The sequence below is a fragment of the Aureliella helgolandensis genome, from assembly GCF_007752135.1.
Taxonomy (GTDB): Bacteria; Planctomycetota; Planctomycetia; order Pirellulales; family Pirellulaceae; genus Aureliella; species Aureliella helgolandensis.
Map to the genome: position 1 here is coordinate 7686885 of NZ_CP036298.1, position 18585 is coordinate 7705469.

Genomic DNA, 18585 nt, shown 5'->3' on the forward strand with positions numbered 1-18585 from the left:
TCAATCCTGCCAAGCCTTCTGACTTCAAGCCACCGCTTGGCCAGTACACTCCCTGCGATCAGCCATGGCGATGCGAGGCAAGCGCCAAGGGTGCCAAGCAAGCGGAGATCAAGGGCAACAGTAGGCTCACCACAGCCAGGGTGCGCACGGCCAATGGCCCCCCTAACGGCAATTCAACCTGCGAGACAACCCACACCATCAGCGTAGCGTACGCCAGCCACAGTCCACCAATCGCGGCTAGCACGGACCATCCAATACTTCCCGACGATACGGCGCGTCTCGGCCCCCACCCTCCCACCAAGGTAATCGCCAGACTTGCTCCCCACGCATAAATCAACCATAGCGGCGTGAGCATCCAAGCATGCGTTGCATCCCATACCACAAGTGGAAGGTGAAGGCAGAAAATACCCATCGAGTAGACGGCGAGCAGCGGATGTCGATGCATCCACAGCCCTGCAGCTAGCAGCATCGCTGAGATGCCAACGTACTGCATCCCCAACACTAGAACGCCACCGCTCCACCAGTACCAGGGGAGCTCACCAACTTGCAACGTAAGCCATTTGACGAATTCCAGTCCATGAGCAACATCGCCCAGGAGAACCGCGGAGACGGCAGCCACAATCCCCATCCATAACCATCCAGCAAGTGCGCAAGCGGCGACTAAAAACAGCTTCCCAGCAATCAAGACATCATTGCGTATTGGTCGTGTCGCTTCAAATGTAGAAAATTGCAACGTCCCTTGCTTAGCACGAAGACCGATTGCTCCTTCGGTCGCTGCGAGCTGATAAACCACAGGACAGAAGAAGATTGCAACGCCCCAGATCCAGATTTCACGATCCCAGTTCGGTTTCACGAAGGTTGTTGTCAACGTCACGAGCAGGGGCACGACCGGCAGTAAGAAGGCGAGCCCCAAAACATGGAATCCGAAACGCCGCATTTCAAACCACAGGTGTGCCTGCTGCGCAGAGGCAAACGGCTGGACCACGATTGTGGCCAGCGATGTGCGAGGCTTGAAAGTCTTCAACCTGGCCCCGCCTGAATTCCACCACTTGGGAAATGCCTCCAACACCCACCAAGACTCTCCGCAGCGCTGACACACAACACTTCGGTACGTCGTGAAGATGGCCAAGCATGGGATGGCAAGCAGCACTGCATACTGGTAGCCGTTCAATTGAAAATAGTCGGAGCGGCCAATAGCCATCAGCAGTGGCTCAGGATGTTGGCGCCAAGAGTGGAATCCGATTAGCAACCCAACGAAAACGGCGGCAAAAAGCACCAGCCCCAGCACTCTTCCGACAATGGTGGTAGGAATCCATGCAGTAGCCACCAACCAACTGGTAACGCAGGCACTAAGTAGTGAAGGCACCAGCAGAGGCACCGAATAGGCCATGCAGGCCTGATAGAGCACGGCAGGAACCAAATAGCATACGGGCGCCACCAGGATCACAAACAGCATGGGCACCGTGACGAGTTGCAGTGTCGTGATCGGGCGAATAAAGCCAATGCGAAAGACGAAACCGGAATAGCGATTGTCGAACGAATTGCGCCCAGACTGAGAAAAGCAGGCGACAACGGAAGCGACCAGCACAAAGATGCCGCTAAACACCGGCGCAGCCGATTCATCGATGGCCTTGCCGGTCAACGCTTGACTGTAGTTCGTTGCGACATAAAGAAGCAAGACGAACAGACACTGAGACACCAAAACCAGCAGTAGTTCTTTGCGACTAGTCCGCCACAGTTCCCAAAGTAGAGCTTGCAACGGGCGATTCATCGTAGCCTGCCCTGCGTCGCGTCCGCTTGACTTCGATCGACACAAGCGATAAAGATTTCTTGCAGCGATGCTTGCCCGACCTCCTTCACCTCGCCTCCAACCGCTTGAATCGCTTCTTGAATTGGAGCATGAGGACCTTGGCAAATCACACGCCACATGGCATCCGGCTCACGAATTGCAAGTAGTTTCTCACTGCCAAGCACTCCGTCGATGCTAGGCAAAGTCACCTCCGCACTATGGAGCTTGACCGTCAATGCACGGTGAGAGGCTTTGATGTCAGCCAGTGGGCCGGTTAGCACTAATCTTCCATGATTTACAATGATTACGAAGTCGGACATCAATTCGACTTCATCGAGTAGGTGGGAAGAGAAAATTGCAGTGCGTCCCTCGTTTGCAACGGTGCGGACTAGTGCATTGAGAATATCTTTACGAACGACTGCATCAAGTCCGGTCGAAGGCTCGTCCAACACCAACAGCTCGGGCCGGTGTGCTACCGCCGTGATCAGGCCAGCTTGAGCGCGCATCCCCTTGGACAACGACTTGACCTTTTTAGAAGGGTCAAGGCGAAATAGCTGTAGCAATTCTTGTTCGTAGGCTTTATCCCAACTGGGGTGAAAGGCTCGCGTGTAACGCAGTAATTCATCAATCCGCATCCACTCAGGCAGATCGCGTTCTTCGGAAAGATAGCCGATGCGCTGAAGAACTTTGACCGGCTCTCGAACGGGATCCAACCCAAAGACGCGAACCTCCCCCTGTTGGGCGCGCAAGAGGCCAAGCAAATGCTTTATGAGCGTCGTCTTGCCAGCGCCATTCACGCCGAGCAAGCCGTAGACCAATCCAGGCTGTAGATTCAGCGATAGATCGTCGAGCGCCAGCGTCTTTCCGAATCGCCGTGAGAGATTCTGAACGCGTACTACGTCTTCCCCCATGGAATGCTCCCGCGATCAGGAAGGTTGGATTCAGAATTCTGCCGCTACGATGCACGCGTCCTTGCGACATTCCGCGGAAGTATCCAAACTCCCTGATCATTCCGAGAACTTAAAACAAGAGATTGTCAACACTGCGAACGACCCCCACGACCACTCCCAGGACTTCGGCTTGGTCAACGAGCAAGGCTGGCTGCAGGCGATTGACGGGCTGCAAACGCGTGCGACCGTGTTCGGGAAACCAGTACCGCAACGCATTCTCGGTTTCACTAATTTGCACCATCACGAGTTGCCCGGAGGCGGGCGTCTCGCGAAGCTGCATGATGAGGTAATCACCACTGCAAATGTGCACTTCTTGCAGCGAATCATCGAGTACCTTCAGCAGGCAGCGACCATCCCGAGCCATGATCGACAGGTCCACCGTCTTCCCCTGCTCTGCGGGAACCGGAAAATAGACACTGTCGTGGACATTGCCACTGACGGTCAGAGAAGCGCCAAAGAGTCGCGAAATGGGCTCCGTCAGTTCAATCGCACGGCTCTTATTCGCAGTACGCACAATCATCCCCTTGCGCTCGATGGCTTTGAGATGGCACATCACGCCGTTGGGCGATTTGATGTTCATGTGCTCGCCAATCTCACGCACCGTGGGACCGTACCCGCGCGCTATAATCCGCTCGCGGATAAAATCGTAAACAACCTGCTGTTGCTTTGTGAGTGGTCGGTTCATACGTGTTACCACTGGGGAAGCGATACCTCGTTGCCAACTGGGAGCGGCGGACCATTACTACTGAGCAAGTATACACCTGTAGGTATGTCCAGTACAACTCGGGCTACTGATCTTGTTTGAACTGGAGTAGTTTTTCGCGCTCTGGCATTCCTTTGTAGAGTTCATCGAGCGGATAGCAGCCGCTGACGATGCCATTGCGAGGCGCTGTAGTGCAGTCGCTGAACGTGCGGCAGATCAATTTTCGACTGGGTGCCTGCCCCGCCAACGTGTCTCGCGGGAGCGTCGGGTGAGACAAGACCATCCTTCCCAAACCGACGATATCCACCCAATTGTCCCTCACCACGGCTTGTCCCACCAACGGCAGAAACTCTTGCAGGTAGGTATAGCCGGAGCCGACCACCGGGAGGCTGGGAAAAGCGGCTTTCATTTCAGCGGTTGCATGGATTTGACGAGCGACACCGACCAAAGGGTCTTCGGGTGGTCGATAGCCATCGCTCGGCGGAAAAATTGCGGGGCGTTGAATATGAGGATTGTAATAAGGACTTCCACAGGTGTAATTCACTGTATCGACACCTGCATCGATCAGCAGTTGCACCAGTTGCTTGGGTTCACTGAGATCGATTTGCGAAGGATCATTGGGATTGACACCAAATCCGAATTCGTACGACTCACCTTTCTTCCAAGGCATCGGCACGCCCACCTCCTCCCCAGGTTGATAGGGGAGTGCATCAAACAGACTCAAGCGAACACCGATTGCCAACCCTGGGCACTCATGCCGAATACGTTCGATGGCCGTTCTCAGGACCAAGGAGCGTCCAGCCAGGTCGCCACCAAAGCGTCCTGGCCGGATGCGGGCACTGAGCAATTCATGCAACAGGTAGCCATGGCAAGCCTTGACGTCGACAAACTGAAACCCAATGCGTTGGGCCAGCCGAGCAGCGGCTACGTAGTCGTCGATCAGCTGCTCTAGATCGTCATCGCTAAGCACCATTGAATCATCCTGGGGATCGATCCCAAATTTCGGGTCGAGCAAGGGATGGTGGTAGGCGATACGAGACTCCCATTTCTTGTGATCATTGGGCTTGCAGAAGCGCCCGGAATGCGTCAACTGCAGCCCCACGACTAGATCATCCGTTGAATCTCCTTGTGCGCGATGTGCATTTACAAGCGATTCCAAAAGAGTCCGCAGTCCAGATTCATTCTCGGTCATTGCTAAGGTTTGATTTGGATTGGCGCGACCACGCGGTTGCACCGCTGCAGCTTCCCCCCCCCAGATCAACTTTGCACCACTTTGCCCGAATCGTTCCCAGCGTCGAATGGTCAAGTGCGTGGGGCTACCGTCGCGATTGGCGTCCCAGCCTTCCATGGGATGAATGCACCAGCGATTGCCAGCGGTGTAAGAGCCGATCTTGATAGACTGCCCCAGAGGTGACTCCTCAGAAGCGGACAGCAAGTCAGGATCGCAGGGCAAGCTTATTTGCAGCTGACTCAAATGCTGCTGCAGCTTTTCCACCGTACGGAGTTGGGCAATTTTGGGATATTTGGGGGATGCCATTCAAATCTACGTTCATGTTAGTGTCGTGCGGTTGATAGCGATGCGGCACGTTGGGTGCACAGCACCGACTGGACCGTCTCGGCCAGCGTCTCGAATGCTCTTCTATCCGCTCATTGGCATGGTCATTCAGGATGTTCGATGGTTAGCGACACGTGCGACAAGCGGAACGTCCGGCTATCACCGCTGGAAAAGAACCGAATCGTAGCCGATTTCTTGGGTCCGTGCCCGCTGGTTGCCGTAATTTCACCACTACCGAATTCAGGATGCGAGACCAGGCACCCTTTCTGAAAGAGTGCCATATTCATCCTGGGAGGTGAAGCTTCGAAATCCGATCCGACACGCAGTATAGCCCGACCGCTGGCCGACCGCCCCAGCCGCTTGCGCATGCTGGCAGTAATCTCCTCGGGTGGAAGCTGGCAATCCTCGTCAAATTGCACCGCCAAGTCCCCCTGCTCCTCTGGCCCTACCTGACTAACTTCATCCCACTCGACGGGCCGACGATCAAAGTACTGGTCCTGGGAATCGTCATCATGGTATTCGTCGTAGCTTGATTCCGTTTTATCCAGTATCTGCATTTCGCTGCGCGGCAGCTCCATCAGAAACGAGCTGGGCACTCCCGATCCTTGACCGGAGAATCCCCGTGATTTTGCGTAGCTCAGCTGCAATTGATCCTTGGCGCGGGTAATGCCCACGAACAACAACCGCCGCTCCTCCTCCAGCTGCTGGGAATCCTCTTTGCTACGGGCGTGTGGTAATATATTTTCCTCGACAGCCAGGACATACACGCAAGAAAACTCAAGCCCCTTAGCGGCATGCAGTGTCATGAGAGTTACAACGTTGCGATCGGACTTGAGCTTGTCGGTATCGGCCTGCAGCGCGGCAACCTCTAAGAAGTACTCCAAAGCCGACTGGTCCTCGCGAACTTCCCGATCCAGCTCACTGGCTTCAGCCAGCAATTCATCCAGGTTGGTAGCGATATCGCTACTCTCCTCCCCACTGGTCTTCTGCTTGGACAAATGCTCACGGTAGCCGGTCAATTCTATCGTAACTTGCAGCAGGTCCAGTAGCGGTCCATGAACGATGCTGCACAATTGATCGTAGATCGACAGGAAGCTCTTGAGTGAAGTGGTCGCGCGTTTGGATAGCATGGCGAATTGCACACACTGCCGACAGGCGTCCAACAAGCTCAGCCCGTGCTTGCCCGCGTAGCTAGCAATCTGCTCAACAGTCTTCTTACCGATTCCTCGCGGGGGCGTGTTGATTGCGCGTTGCAGCGCAATCCCATCCTCGGGATTGTGGACCAACAAGAGGTAGGCCAGCAGGTCTTTGATTTCCTTGCGCAAGAAGAAGCGAAATCCGCCGATCAACTGATACTCGATCTGTCGCCGCAGCAGTGCATGTTCGATCAGGCGTGAATGAGCATTGGTACGATACAGAATCCCAAAATCTTTGGGGTGAAAATCGCCTTGTTCGGTCAGGGCGACAATCTGATCCGCCACATCCTCCGCCTCCGCGCGGGCTGTCGGATAGATCGCCAATCGAACTGGATTGCCCGGCTGACGAGCGGCCAGCAGCTCTTTGGGCTTTCGATTCTCATTGTTCTGAATCAAGCAATCGGCGATGGTCAGAATCTCGGGCGTACTACGGTAATTATCCTGCAATCGCACGACGGTCAAATCGGGATAGTCGCGTTCCAGATGCGCAACGTTCTTGACATTGGCGCCCCGCCAGCCGTAGATCGATTGGTCGGGATCTCCAGTCGCCGCCAAATTCGGGTGGTCGACACACAGATGCCGAACAATCACATACTGCGCCAAGTTCGTGTCCTGGTATTCATCCACCAATACATAGCGAAAGCGTTCATCGAGCTGTTGTCGCAGCTCTTGGTTGGAACGCAAGAGCGTGGCGGTGTGCATCAAAATATCGTCGAAATCGACAGCACCGCAGCGGAGCAAGGCCTGTTGGTAGAAGGGATAGACTTGTCCCACCTGATATTCGTCGCTCGAAAGCGTGGCCGACTCCAAAATCTCCGGGGTGACCAAACGATTTTTGAAGTAGCTGATGCGATTCGCCAGCACTCCAATGGGTGCATGTGTCAGTTCGAAATCGGAAGCCTTCACCGCTTCCTTCAAGAGGGCCAAGGCATCATCGGCATCGTAGATATTGAAGTGTTCGGGTAAGCCCACCAGACGCGCATAACGCCGCAGCAAACGGACACAGAACCCGTGAAACGTTCCCAACCAGACCTGGGATGGCCCCACGAGCTGCTCCAGTCGCGAACGCATCTCCTGGGCCGCCTTGTTGGTGAACGTCAAGGCAATAATGTTCGCCGGGCTAATCCCACTCGCGATCATGTGTGCGATGCGACAGGTGATGACTCGCGTTTTGCCGCTCCCTGGCCCAGCGACCACCAACAAGGGCCCGTCCAGGTGCGTTGCAGCAGCGCGCTGCGACTCGTTCAACTGTGCAAGATATTGGGAGTCCATAGTGCCAAATGCTAGCATAAAAAAATTAGTTGGACGTTTCCGAGAACTACGTTATACTCTCGCGACTTCATCTTCGGAACGAGCCGGAGGAGGAGTATTTCGGTCACAAATGGATTGGTGCTGACCGTTGCGACGAGCAGTTCACCGTGCACCGAACCGTATTGCACAACGACATCTACGCACTTTTAGGAAGGACCCGTTTCATGGCGCGTACACGCATTCCAATTAGCCAAGCCGAAGAACAAGCTCGCCGTTTGCGAGAACAACTCGATCTCAGCACGGCTGAAATTGGCTTGACCGTTCGCACGACGAATTGCCTTGAGGAAAAGGGGATATTCACGGTGCGGGATCTCCTGAAGAGCACCCCCAAGGATTTGCTCAGCATCTCCAATTTTGGCGAAAAGACCTTAGAAGAGGTCTACTCATCGCTGGAAAAAATTGGCTACTACCGCTCCCAACGCGAAACGGTTGCTGTCTAGCAGCCAATTCAGTCGATGCTTCAACCGGGCTAGCCACAGACTTGATGGCGACGCCCCGTCTAGCGCTTTGACAAAATTAAATCGTGGGCTCGTACGGGAAAAGGCAAGTTGCTTGCCTTGAGGCGAGATTTGGGTGCCACCTTCGCCGTGTGCCTTAAATCGCTTGATAGCTTAATAGCTTAATAGTACCAACAAGCCGCGATCGAATGCGGGTGGACACAAGGTGGGGAACACGGTCCAGGGGGACCAATGCTACCGTTGACGGGGACACGGTCCAGGGGGACCATGCTACCGATGACGGGACACGGTCCGGGGGACCATGCTACCGGTTTGTGGAGACGGTCCAGCGATTGCCTCGACCGCAGTACCGCGTTGCTCAACGCGATACTGCCGTTTGCTGCGGTGAATAAAAAAAGAAGTGCGGGCACATCAGCTCATGCTGATGCGATCTTCCCATCCCGCGGCATAGTCACGGCGCCACATCGCTTGCTGCTCTTCATCTCCCACGATGTGCCCATTGGTGGAATCACAGTGCACGACGCGATCGGTGCGATAAGCGATATTGCCTAGATGGCATAGCAGCGTACTTTTGTGCCCCTCGAGAATCGGCTGATTGAGCAACGACGGATCATCCGCTCGAATCGCATCGACAAAGTTCTGCAGATGTTCTTTCTGCCCAACCGAGCCCTTGCCCCCTTCCTCGATCTGCTTGTCATTTAGGTCGAAGATTCGATACGCCCCATCGGAATCGAGCTCGAGAGCACCCGCATCCCCATAGAACTCGCAGAAGGAATTCACACGATGCTTGTTGCACGACAGGGCATCCCACGTAATCCGCTTTCCACCCTCGAACTCAAACGCGGCGGTTTGCACATCGGGGGTCTCCTGATCATCGTCGAACCAATAGCGTCCGCCCGAGCTGACGGCGCGAATGGGGTAATCCACGTCGAGTCCCCAACGGCAAAGATCGAGGGCATGCACGCCGTTATTTGCCAATTCCCCGCCTCCATAGTGCCACACCCAGTGCCAGTTGTAGGGAATTAGATTGTCTCGATATGGCCTGCGAGGGGCAGGTCCCTGCCACAGTTCATAGTTCAGTTCTTTTGGCGGTGTGGCTTCCGCACCATGGCCGATCGAGCCTCGCAAATTGTTGTAGTAGCAACGCGCCAAGTGGACGTTGCCAATGGCACCAGAGTGCAAGCGTTTCATCGCTTCTTGCGTTCTTGCCGCGCTGCGTCGCTGGCTGCCCATCTGCACGCAGCGATTGTATTTCTGCCCCGCAGCAACCATCCACTCCCCTTCCAGCGGATTGTGGCTGCACGGTTTTTCGACGTACACATGCTTCCCTGCCTTGCAAGCTAGCAACGTGGCTGGAGCGTGCCAATGATTGGGTGCGGCGCAGACCAGGGCATCGATCTCGGGGTCGTCGAGAATTTCGAGAAAGTTGACGACGCTTTGCGGTTCGACGCCAACTTTATCCTTGAATTGGTTGACCGCACTGACAGCCCGCCGCTCATCGATATCGCACAGGTATTTGACCGTTACGCTCGGCATTTGCCCGAAGTCCAGGGCAAGGGACTGTCCGCGGCTGAGCCCCATGACACCAATCCGCACTGGCTTGAGATCACTGGAATCGGTTTGAGCGGCGTTGGCGAGAGTGTGTGTCGTGGCCGCTAGGGCGGCACCACTAGCGACAAAATGGCGACGTGGCAACATGGTTGTGACTCCAATGGAGGATAAATGCCGGCGGCAATGCGCGGGCGAATTTAGGCAGGAAGCAACGGTAGGTGACCGCCCAGTGAGCTCACCGGCGGCATGGCAGCCGTCTATTGTAGTTATAAAAGCACTGCAAATGTTACCCACCACCCCGCTGCTAGCGCGCGGGACGCCGGCCAGGCCGAACCCCGCCACTACGCTCCCAGCAACTTCGTCCCTGGCGCTCCGAAGGCACTCCTGAGAGCCGAAGATTCGCACCACTCGGGCGGCACGCTTGGCTACCGAGGGGTGCTGCGAATCGCTCTGGACGCTGTAGCCGGGGCCTTGTAAAAGTAAGGTGTAGATGCGTCCTAATGCGTCGCGGTTTCCAGCGAAGACGCCCCTAGGACTTCGGTACGACACGACTTGCAAGGAGGCAAAATAATGAGCGGAATGAATTTGTTTACGTGGATTCGAGATGGTGTTCGCCAATCGGTCCTATTGGGTGTGAGTGACGCCGTAGAACAACTTGGCACTCCAGCAGACACCGATGACCTGCATCCCAGCGTTGCCGGATTCTTGCAGATGGAGCGGAACGGTGACTCCTCTCCACGAATCGCCAATGCCAACAACAAGGGGAATTCACCGAGCACGGGAGCCAAAAGCCGCCGCCGCCTGGGGAAATCACTCAAGGACACCGTCGGTGAAGGTGCTGCGAACTAGCTCGTCGTAGCTGGCAGAGTTAGTCGTACTCGGCTACCCTCATCGAGGGTTGAGTCAAATTCGATCTGACCATGCAACATCTGAGCACGGTGTTGCATACTTGAGAGACCAAAGTGCAGAGGGCGAGCTCCAGGCTTTAAAGCACTCTGCACGTCAAACCCGCGACCATCATCGACCACCTCGGCCTCGAGGATGCCTGGGCCAGCCCAGCCTAGGTGCGCACGAATTGTGGTTGATTGCGCGTGCAGCAGCGCGTTGAGCATCGCTTGCTGAATCACCCGCAAGACACTCCAGGCAACCGAGTGAGGCAACTGCGGCCACTCCACCTGCGATTGCAGAAATTCAATCGTTACCGAGCTTGCTTGGGGGTGATTCCGTAGTTTTCCCACGAAGCCCGCCACTGCCACTGCGACATCGCAATTCTGTGCAGTAGACGGATTTTCGAGAAAAGCAATCAGTTCGCGTCCCTCTTCGATGGCAGCCGCCACCATCCGCATACTGGATTGCACACAATCGCGCTGCACTTCCACAGAGGCATCCTGCTCGCTACGGACGGCCGCCTCCAGCTGCAGGTTTGCTCCCACCAACCACTGCATCAGCCCATCATGAAGCTCGTAGCCAACCCAACGGCACTCGGCATGCTGCAAGCGTTCTGCTTCCGAGGAGGGGCGGGGCATGTTCGGCTCCAGTGCCGGGGAGGTAACGAAAGGGAAATAGACATCAGCGGCTCAGGTGGCATCAAAGCAGGAATCTGATTCTGAGAGCCACCATCGGCTACAGATCCAAGGCGTCGAAGTCATCGACCAATTGATCCAACTCCAGCCACTCATCGTCCGAATCGGAACTGTAGGCCCCGGAGCTCGGACGAGGGTTGGCAGCAGGCGGCGTGCGAGGTTCCACCGCAGGGCGAGCCGCTGCGGCTTTACTCTCTTGTTTAAATTCATGATTTCCACGAGCTGCCAGGGAGCCAGCTCCCGACGTGGGGGCGGTGGGCACGCCCAGCGGTTTGCGCGCAGAGCTCCCCCCAGGCAGACTGATTCCGACCGTTTTGACGTTTCTGTCCTGAAGTAAGTTCCGCAGCTGATCTGTGACTTCCGAAATTTTGGATTGGGACGTCAGGAGCAAGTGGTAGACGCGTTTCCCGCTTGGAGCCGCTTGAAGGGCCGCAGGCCCCAGCGAATCCCCCTCCCCCAATCGTCGAACGGAGCCCCCCAATGCCAAACGCTGAAAATGCTCTCGAACCTGCTCGGTGGGAAGCCAAGAAACGACCACCACGCTGTGGTTAAAACCACTCAAGCACAAGTGATCAGTGCTGTCGGCCTGAATGAATTCGAGCGGGCCAATCAAGGTAGCATCCAAGCCGGCTGACATGAGAAGCTCTGCGACTAGCGATTCTTCCAAATCGGCCGTCGAACTACTGTTCACCGCGGACTGGGAAACAATAACGGTTAATCGAGCTGCCAATATTAGCACCTTTGTATTAATGTCGAACAAACTGGCTGTGCAGAAGCAGTCCTACGCTCCTCTTCCGCTGGTGCAAGTGTAGCTATCATTGCGGCGTGGGCCAGCTGGTATGCATCAGGAGCGTAGCTGGCGGCCCCATCACCGCCCGACTGCTGTTTTCCACTGTGCATGCTTCCATCCAGTTTGGCAAGCGGCCCGATTTTCACACGTCCCCCATTTCAAAGGGATTATTCAGGCTCATCAAGTTTACTCGGGACTTATCGACCTGCTGGCTGAACGACCTGCGGCTTAGCGTTTTAAGAGCGTTTTCAGTCTTACAGCGAAGGTAGCAGCGTCAAAACTCCCTGCAACGACGACCACACAGCCTTGCTCACACACTGGCTTGCAATTTCCGACAAGCCGCTATGCAGGTGGAGGAATGGCCCAGCCAGGCCCCTTTGCGACGGATCGACTCGCCTGCGGCGTCGTTTGCTGCTCATGCCAGTCGTACAACCGCATAAAGACTTCGCGCGCGTTTCCCTGCTCTTCCAGCAACAAGCGGCCCAAAAAGGCATCGTCAAGCAACTCGGCTCGCTGGGCCGCAGAATACCCCGACGAATTGCCGTTGATCCGCTGGCTCACTAACCGACGAAGTCTCGGAAGCGTCATCGACGTGTCGATGAGGGTCGGTAGATAGCTCAGTTGCCGGTGACTCGTCACGAGCAGGCCCATTCCGCAACGCCTGACCCGATACGCAGTAACCCAACGGGTTAAGGGGCTCAATTGCTCAAAACCATCGACAATCAACCAGTTCCCAGAATTCCAGCGAACTTGCTTCAGATCGGTTGGCCAGCTGCGAAGCGGCCGACGTATCGCTAGCCAAACGACGGTGCCCGGGGAGGGGGCTTGCAAGATCTGCCCGGCGGAATCGCGACGGAAAGCGAGCTGTCCCAGCTGCGGAACCAAGTTGGCGAGACAAGTCGATTTGCCGGATCCATGTGGCCCGGTGATTGCAGCCCGGCTGTAGTGTTGCTCGCACAGCCGAGTCTTGAGGGTATCAATCGTGCTGGTCCCCTGCGGATCCCAATCCATCGCCCCAGGCGTTAAGAAACGGGTTGCAAACGGGTTAGACTTCAACCGTCAGGTGACCAAGATAGAAGGGTTGTTTGGCGGAGATTTCACGCCCATCGGTTAGATAGAGTCGCAAGCGAACACACCAACGAATCTTTAACAAGCGGCCTTCGTAGCTCAGCGGGCTGCAGGGCAAGGTGGTGCGCACGTGCCGCGGTTCTTCCAGGGCGCCACGGCTCAATTGCTCGCGACTAACACTTTCAAACCGATGGACGCCAATATCTTCGGAGCCCTTGCCTTCGGTATACCAGAGGACGGACAGCTCCAAGCGGTCAATTAGATGCACCGAAACACGCTGGATGCGGTATTCCAACTCGAGAACTTCGCCCGGTTCTAAGACATGCTGCAGCGAGGTAAAACGCAAGCCGATCGCAGGCTCAGTACGAGCGGTTACCCCACGCCTCGCGGGTACACGACGACTGGAAAACTTCGGCAAAACGATGGCCACTTTATAGCGTTTCCTTCTACAACAATTTTCCAGGTAACGGCGTTATGCTGCCCTTGGAACGAGTGCATGATATCACGTGGCAAGCGAATATGGCAGGCCATTTCCAGCGGCTTTTCTGGTTCCGCCCCGTAGGGTGGTTCCCCGGAAAAGCTATCAATGGTAGCGGCTATTCGGTTTATTTCGACGCGTTCGGTCCGAACGTCGGTGCCCTGCTGGTAGGTCGTCTCCTCAAACGCGACGAGCGACAGTCGCAACTCATTAAACGTACAGCGTCCGTACTGGCAAAGATAGACCTGGTACGCCTCGCCAGGCAAGAGTGGTAAGTCGCTGATTTCCACGGCAGTAGGGCCAATTCCGCTCTGCCGGCGAAACAATTTGAAGAACCATCGAATACTGTAGAAACTTACTGCGCCAAAGGGCAGGAGCAAGACAGTCAGGAACCAATCGGGGCGACTGCTGAGGTGATGTTGAATGGAAAGGACGGTTAAAACCGCCAACATTGCGTTCCAAGCAGTCGCAAATAGGGCGCTGAGGATCAGTGGGGTCGTCTCCCCCCTCTGAATAGCCAATCGATAAGCCAGCCGGACTCCAGGACTGTCGGTCAAATTGGCCAGGCAGGGTAAATTGGCCAAATCGACATCATCGACCAGCCCCTCCGCACGCCGCTTATGATCCCGCTTCGCCCTGTCGACCAATGCGGACCGCATTTCCGGGGAAGCCAGCGTTTGAGAGATTTGCAAGATGAAAGCGGTGAGTCCAATCACGATAAACGAGCTGGACGCAATAACCATCAACCAAAAACCGAATCCAATCGGCAAAATCGTAGAATCGGGCCAGAAGACTTGCCAGGTCACCACGATGGTCAGTGTTACAATTCCGAGGAGGAACAGTGCGCCGAAAAAGGCGGCTTCGCTCACGCTGCCCACGACCCACCAGCCGCTCATGCGCGTTCCCCGTTTTTTTCCCCACAACCGTACCCACTTCGCCAACGGAGTTTCCTCGTCAATGATGATGTTCAAGCAGCCTTCATGGAGTCTATCATTCACCGACTTGGGCATCCGTACTAGGGGGCAGATTATTGCGGTTGCCTGCCCCTTGTTTCTGATCCTGGCCATCAACTCCCGCACCTCGGCTCAGGACTGGCCGCAAATCCTGGGTCCCCATCGCGATGGGACGGCCCCCAGCACGAGCGTATTGAAGGGCCCCTGGCCGGCGAAAATAGCCCCCACCTGGACGGCCGCCCTCGGAACGGGATTGGGAGGACCGGCCGTGGCAGGGGACAGCGTCCTTATTCTCCACCGCTTGGAGAACGAGGAATTCCTTCAGTCCTTTGATCTCAACACGGGTGCGGCACGCTGGAAAACGGGTTGGCCCGCTTCCTACCGAGCTTCCATCAATCCGGACAATGGCCCTCGTTGTGTACCGACCATCGCGGGGGACCGCGTGATTTGCTACGGTGCCGCTGGCGATCTAGCCTGCGTGGGGCTCGTCGATGGGAAGCTGCACTGGCGTCGCTCGCTGCGGCAGGAGTATGACGCCGAAGACGGCTACTTTGGCGCCGGAGTCTCGCCGCTGGTCATGGGCTCCCTGGTGATTGCCTGCCCAGGAGGCGACCGAGCGGGGATCGTCGGAATCGATCTACAAACGGGCAAAACACGCTGGACAGCGACGGAATACGAAGCCAGCTATGCAGCTCCCATCGCTGTCCCCCACGCTTCACGGCAACTCGCTCTCGTCATCACGCGCCTCAACACGGTCCTCCTCGACGCGCAGTCGGGAGAGGTCCTTTCCGATGTCCGTTTCGGCAGCCGGGGCCCCACGGTTAACGCGGCTACCCCAAGCCCCATCGGCGATGACCAGTTCTTCTTAACGGCCAGCTACGGAGTTGGGGCCATGCTGCTGCAAGTGCGAGATGAACAACTCGTCGAGATCTACCGGGATAAATTCCTGCTAAGTAGCCAGTACAATACGCCGGTCCACATCGGATCGAGGATGATTGGGATTGATGGGCGAGAAGACGCCGGCATTGCCAACCTGCGTGCGTTCGACCCGCAATCTCAAGAAATATTCTGGCGGCAAGACGACTTCGGCACCGCCCACTTAATTGCCTGTGGAAGCGAGGCACTGGCCCTCGGCTTATCGGGCAGACTAACACGCATCGACGGCCAATCCGATGCGTTCCATCCACTCAGCGAATCGCAGCTCCCCACCGCAGAATATCGAGCTTTACCTGCCCTGTCGGGAAACAAACTGCTCATTCGCGGGAGTCTCGGCAATGCGACCCAATTGCATTGCATAGAATTGCCGTAGCTGGCGACTCAGCCGCGGTTCCGGCGGCGAACAAACACGGACAACCCCAGCATTAAGAGAGCGGTACCACTCGACGGTTCAGGCACGGCACTGACCGAGATGAACTGCCGAATGGCAGCTGCCTGATTGCCGGTATAGGCGATACCGCTGCCGATGGTATCCCCGAGCTGGGGGACATCCGGAAAGACAAAATGATTTGTTCCGACCAGTACCAAACGCCCATCAATCTCCACGAACATTGGGGCACCGGAATCGAAGGTTGCAAGCTGCGCTTCAAACGGAACGAAATCCGCAGCCGCCTCCAGGTCCTTAATCAGCAGCAGCGCGCCGGCGTTCGTAAGACTTCCCAAACTCGCAGCATACCGATCAATGATATTCCGACCAACGGCCTGATCATTGTAGGCAAACCGATCATCCGTCGAACTGGCCGCTTCATTGAAGGGCGAGCGTCCAACCACAAACGCATTCTTCCCAATAATTGAGCTGCTCGAAGATGTCGAACCCTCGGTGAGGAGTTCCTCAGCAAAATCGTAGAAGGCAATTGAACTAGGTAGGTTTGCATTGAGGACCGACAAATACAGGTCATTGGAACCAATCTTTACCCCAGAGACGATCGTACGTGTAATGGGCGTCGAACTGGGGTCGTTGTTGGCATAGAACACAACGCTTGAACCGTTGGGAGCATGAAAGTGATTGGCGGTGATCACCACATTAGGGCTGATCGCGGTAGCCCAATACGATCGGGTGTCGGTCGCCGTGGGCATGGACATTCCCACACCACTAAAATCTAGACTTTCCCCGATAAAGGAGTCCGAATTCGTAAATCGATCGTTCGTTGCATCGGTGTATCCAGCGATGGTAATCGCCGCTCTGGTGTCAGAGGGTACCGCTAGGGCAAGCAAACCGAAGACTGTGATGGCAAAAGCTCTCAGCATCCGTACTTCCTTTTAACTAACCAATGATGGCTTTGTGCCTTGAGCGGTCAGGCAACTGCCCGTTCAAGGCTCCGGGGGACGACGTTCCGGGGGACGAGGCTCCTATTGTATTTAAGAAAGTCGGCACAAGCTATTTTATTGGCAAAATTACACCGCTCTCCTCTCAACCTTGCGCCTTCATTTTGGCCCAGGAGTCGCGGAGTGGGACGATGCGATTAAAAACCAACCCATCTGGCTGAGAATCCTTGCTGTCCACGCAAAAATAGCCGGTGCGTTCAAACTGAACTCGCTCCCCCGGCTGGGCACTGGCTAGCCAGGGCTCCACAAAGCCTCGGACTACCTGCAGACTATCGGTATTCAAGTTGTCCAGGAACGATTTCCCTTCCGGGGCATCCTCTGGATTTTCGGCTAAGAACAAGCGATCGTAGAGCCGAACTTCGGCTTGCAAGGCATGGGGCGCACTGACCCAGTGAATTGTGCCTTTCACCTTGCGTTGCGTAGCTGTCGCACTGCCGCTCCGCGTTTCGGGATCGTAGCTGCAATGCAATTCGGTCACTTCGCCGGTTGCCGGATCCTTGATCACCTCATCGCACTTGATAATGTACCCGTACCGCAATCGGACTTCCCCCCCCGGTTTAAGGCGAAAGAACTTGCGTGGCGCATCTTCCATAAAGTCATCGCGTTCAATGTACAATTCGCGCGAAAAGGGCACCTCTCGCGTCCCCGCAGACGCGTCCTCGGGATTGTTCACCGCTTCCAGTTGCTCGACCTGGTCGGCAGGATAGTTGGTCAACACGACCTTGATGGGATCCAAGACCGCCATGACTCGATTCGCGGTGGTATTGAGGTGATCCCGCACCGCGTTTTCCAGGACGCCCACATCAATCGTACTGAAGAATTTCGCAACACCAATGCGCTCGCAGAAATTCCTCAAACTCTCCGCAGTATAGCCGCGGCGCCTCAACCCACTGATCGTAGGCATGCGTGGGTCATCCCAGCCGAGCACGTGTTTTTCCTTGACCAATTGCAGCAATTTTCGCTTGCTCATCACTGTAAAGGAAAGGTTTAAACGCGCAAATTCAATCTGTCGCGGATGGTAGATCTCTAAGTTTTCGCAGAACCAATCGTACAAGGGACGATGGTCAGTGAACTCCAGGGTGCAGATTGAGTGGGTGATCCCTTCCAGGGAATCGCTTTGCCCATGCGCCCAGTCATACATCGGATAGATACACCATTTGTCGCCTGTCCGATGGTGATGTGCGCGCAGCACGCGGTACATGACCGGATCTCGGAGATTGATATTCGGTGCAGACATATCGATTTTTGCTCGTAGCGTCCGAGCCCCATCGGCGACCTCTCCGCTCTTCATCCCTTCAAACAGCTCAAGATTTTCCTCTACCGAGCGATCGCGATAGGGACTTGGCTTTCCGGGGCTGGTGAGAGTTCCACGATACTCGCGCACCTGCTCGCCGGTGAGATCGCAAACGAAAGCCTTGCCCGACTTGATCAACTGCACCGCCCAGGCGTACAGTTGGTCGAAGTAGTCGGACGCGTAGTGCAGCTCATCCCACTCGTACCCTAGCCAACGGACATCCTCCTGGATCGAATCGACATACTCCTGCTCCTCCTTGCTTGGATTCGTGTCGTCAAATCGCAAGTTGCAACGACCACCGTATTTTTTGGCCAACCCAAAATTCAGACAAATGCTCTTAGCATGTCCAATATGCAAATAGCCATTGGGCTCGGGAGGAAAGCGGGTGGTTAAGCATCGGCCAGCCAGTTTGGGGAGTTGCAAATCCTTTTGCGCCTCCTGCTCGATAAAGTTGAGTCGCTCACGCTTAATTTCCGGTGCGTCGCTGTTTTCGGGGGAGTTGCCGGGATGACTCATGATCGTTCCACGTCCTAGGGAAAAGTTGCACAACCGCCATAGTAGCTTCTACTTCGTTATAGATTATC

16 protein-coding genes are annotated in these 18585 nt (G+C 55.7%); 3 read left to right on the forward strand and 13 right to left on the reverse strand.

Annotation, left to right across the window (positions count from 1 at the left end):
* Positions 1 to 58 precede the first annotated feature (58 nt).
* The 5 genes from Q31a_RS27165 to Q31a_RS27185 all read right to left on the reverse strand — a co-directional run bounded on the left by Q31a_RS27165 (position 59) and on the right by Q31a_RS27185 (position 7465).
* A complete protein-coding gene (locus Q31a_RS27165) occupies positions 59 to 1771 on the reverse strand; it encodes a hypothetical protein (protein WP_145085194.1) in 1713 nt (570 codons plus the stop codon).
* Positions 1768 to 2700 carry an ABC transporter ATP-binding protein gene (locus Q31a_RS27170; RefSeq protein WP_145085197.1) on the reverse strand — a complete coding sequence of 311 codons (933 nt, stop codon included), beginning with the start codon at positions 2698 to 2700 and terminating at the stop codon, positions 1768 to 1770. Before Q31a_RS27170 ends, Q31a_RS27165 begins: the two co-directional genes overlap by 4 nt.
* A gap of 109 nt (positions 2701 to 2809) precedes the next feature.
* Complete coding sequence (gene lexA, locus Q31a_RS27175; protein ID WP_145085199.1) at positions 2810 to 3424, reverse strand: transcriptional repressor LexA; 615 nt, start codon at positions 3422 to 3424, stop codon at positions 2810 to 2812.
* Positions 3425 to 3527: 103 nt separating this feature from the next.
* Positions 3528 to 4979 carry an oxidoreductase gene (locus Q31a_RS27180; protein ID WP_145085201.1) on the reverse strand — a complete coding sequence of 484 codons (1452 nt, stop codon included), beginning with the start codon at positions 4977 to 4979 and terminating at the stop codon, positions 3528 to 3530.
* 122 nt (positions 4980 to 5101) lie between these two features.
* The gene (locus Q31a_RS27185) at positions 5102 to 7465 is read right to left on the reverse strand and encodes an ATP-dependent helicase (RefSeq protein ID WP_197355798.1); all 2364 of its coding nucleotides are present in this window, start codon (positions 7463 to 7465) and stop codon (positions 5102 to 5104) included.
* A 203-nt stretch (positions 7466 to 7668) separates the two neighbouring features.
* Here Q31a_RS27185 and Q31a_RS27190 point away from each other — a divergent pair, with 203 nt between their 5' ends.
* Entirely contained in the window at positions 7669 to 7944 is a 276-nt protein-coding gene (locus Q31a_RS27190) for a DNA-directed RNA polymerase subunit alpha C-terminal domain-containing protein (protein WP_145085207.1), read from the forward strand.
* 429 nt (positions 7945 to 8373) lie between these two features.
* Here the strand turns inward: Q31a_RS27190 and Q31a_RS27195 are convergent, their stop codons facing one another.
* On the reverse strand, positions 8374 to 9660 hold the full coding sequence (locus Q31a_RS27195) for a Gfo/Idh/MocA family protein (protein ID WP_145085210.1): 1287 nt from the start codon (positions 9658 to 9660) through the stop codon (positions 8374 to 8376).
* Between the two features lie 423 nt (positions 9661 to 10083).
* Here Q31a_RS27195 and Q31a_RS27200 point away from each other — a divergent pair, with 423 nt between their 5' ends.
* Positions 10084 to 10362, forward strand: a complete 279-nt coding sequence (locus Q31a_RS27200) for a hypothetical protein (RefSeq protein ID WP_231690969.1) — start codon at positions 10084 to 10086, stop codon at positions 10360 to 10362.
* Here Q31a_RS27200 and Q31a_RS27205 read toward each other — a convergent pair.
* From Q31a_RS27205 to Q31a_RS27225, 5 genes are all read right to left on the reverse strand, one after another.
* Positions 10359 to 11039: a sensor histidine kinase gene (locus Q31a_RS27205; protein ID WP_145085213.1), complete on the reverse strand. Its 681-nt coding sequence runs from the start codon at positions 11037 to 11039 to the stop codon at positions 10359 to 10361. The two genes, Q31a_RS27200 and Q31a_RS27205, sit on opposite strands and share 4 nt — an antisense overlap.
* 97 nt (positions 11040 to 11136) lie before the next feature.
* Positions 11137 to 11826 (reverse strand): hypothetical protein, encoded by a 690-nt coding sequence (locus Q31a_RS27210; protein WP_145085216.1) that lies wholly within the window; start codon positions 11824 to 11826, stop codon positions 11137 to 11139.
* 402 nt (positions 11827 to 12228) lie between these two features.
* Positions 12229 to 12897, reverse strand: a complete 669-nt coding sequence (locus tag Q31a_RS27215; protein WP_145085219.1) for a nucleoside/nucleotide kinase family protein — start codon at positions 12895 to 12897, stop codon at positions 12229 to 12231.
* A 34-nt stretch (positions 12898 to 12931) separates the two neighbouring features.
* Positions 12932 to 13384, reverse strand: a complete 453-nt coding sequence (locus Q31a_RS27220; RefSeq protein ID WP_145085222.1) for a hypothetical protein — start codon at positions 13382 to 13384, stop codon at positions 12932 to 12934.
* Entirely contained in the window at positions 13327 to 14430 is a 1104-nt protein-coding gene (locus Q31a_RS27225) for a hypothetical protein (RefSeq protein WP_197355800.1), read from the reverse strand. Before Q31a_RS27225 ends, Q31a_RS27220 begins: the two co-directional genes overlap by 58 nt.
* On the opposite strand from Q31a_RS27225, the gene Q31a_RS27230 reads away from it, so the two are divergent.
* Positions 14390 to 15694, forward strand: coding sequence for an outer membrane protein assembly factor BamB family protein (locus Q31a_RS27230; RefSeq protein ID WP_197355802.1), 1305 nt, complete (start codon positions 14390 to 14392; stop codon positions 15692 to 15694). The two genes, Q31a_RS27225 and Q31a_RS27230, sit on opposite strands and share 41 nt — an antisense overlap.
* An 8-nt stretch (positions 15695 to 15702) precedes the next feature.
* Here Q31a_RS27230 and Q31a_RS27235 read toward each other — a convergent pair whose 3' ends face one another.
* Together Q31a_RS27235 and Q31a_RS27240 are read right to left on the reverse strand one after the other, a co-directional pair.
* Positions 15703 to 16629, reverse strand: a complete 927-nt coding sequence (locus tag Q31a_RS27235; protein ID WP_145085234.1) for a PEP-CTERM sorting domain-containing protein — start codon at positions 16627 to 16629, stop codon at positions 15703 to 15705.
* A 163-nt stretch (positions 16630 to 16792) separates the two neighbouring features.
* Positions 16793 to 18517, reverse strand: coding sequence for a glutamine--tRNA ligase/YqeY domain fusion protein (locus Q31a_RS27240; RefSeq protein ID WP_145085239.1), 1725 nt, complete (start codon positions 18515 to 18517; stop codon positions 16793 to 16795).
* Between the last annotated feature and the right edge of the window lie 68 nt (positions 18518 to 18585).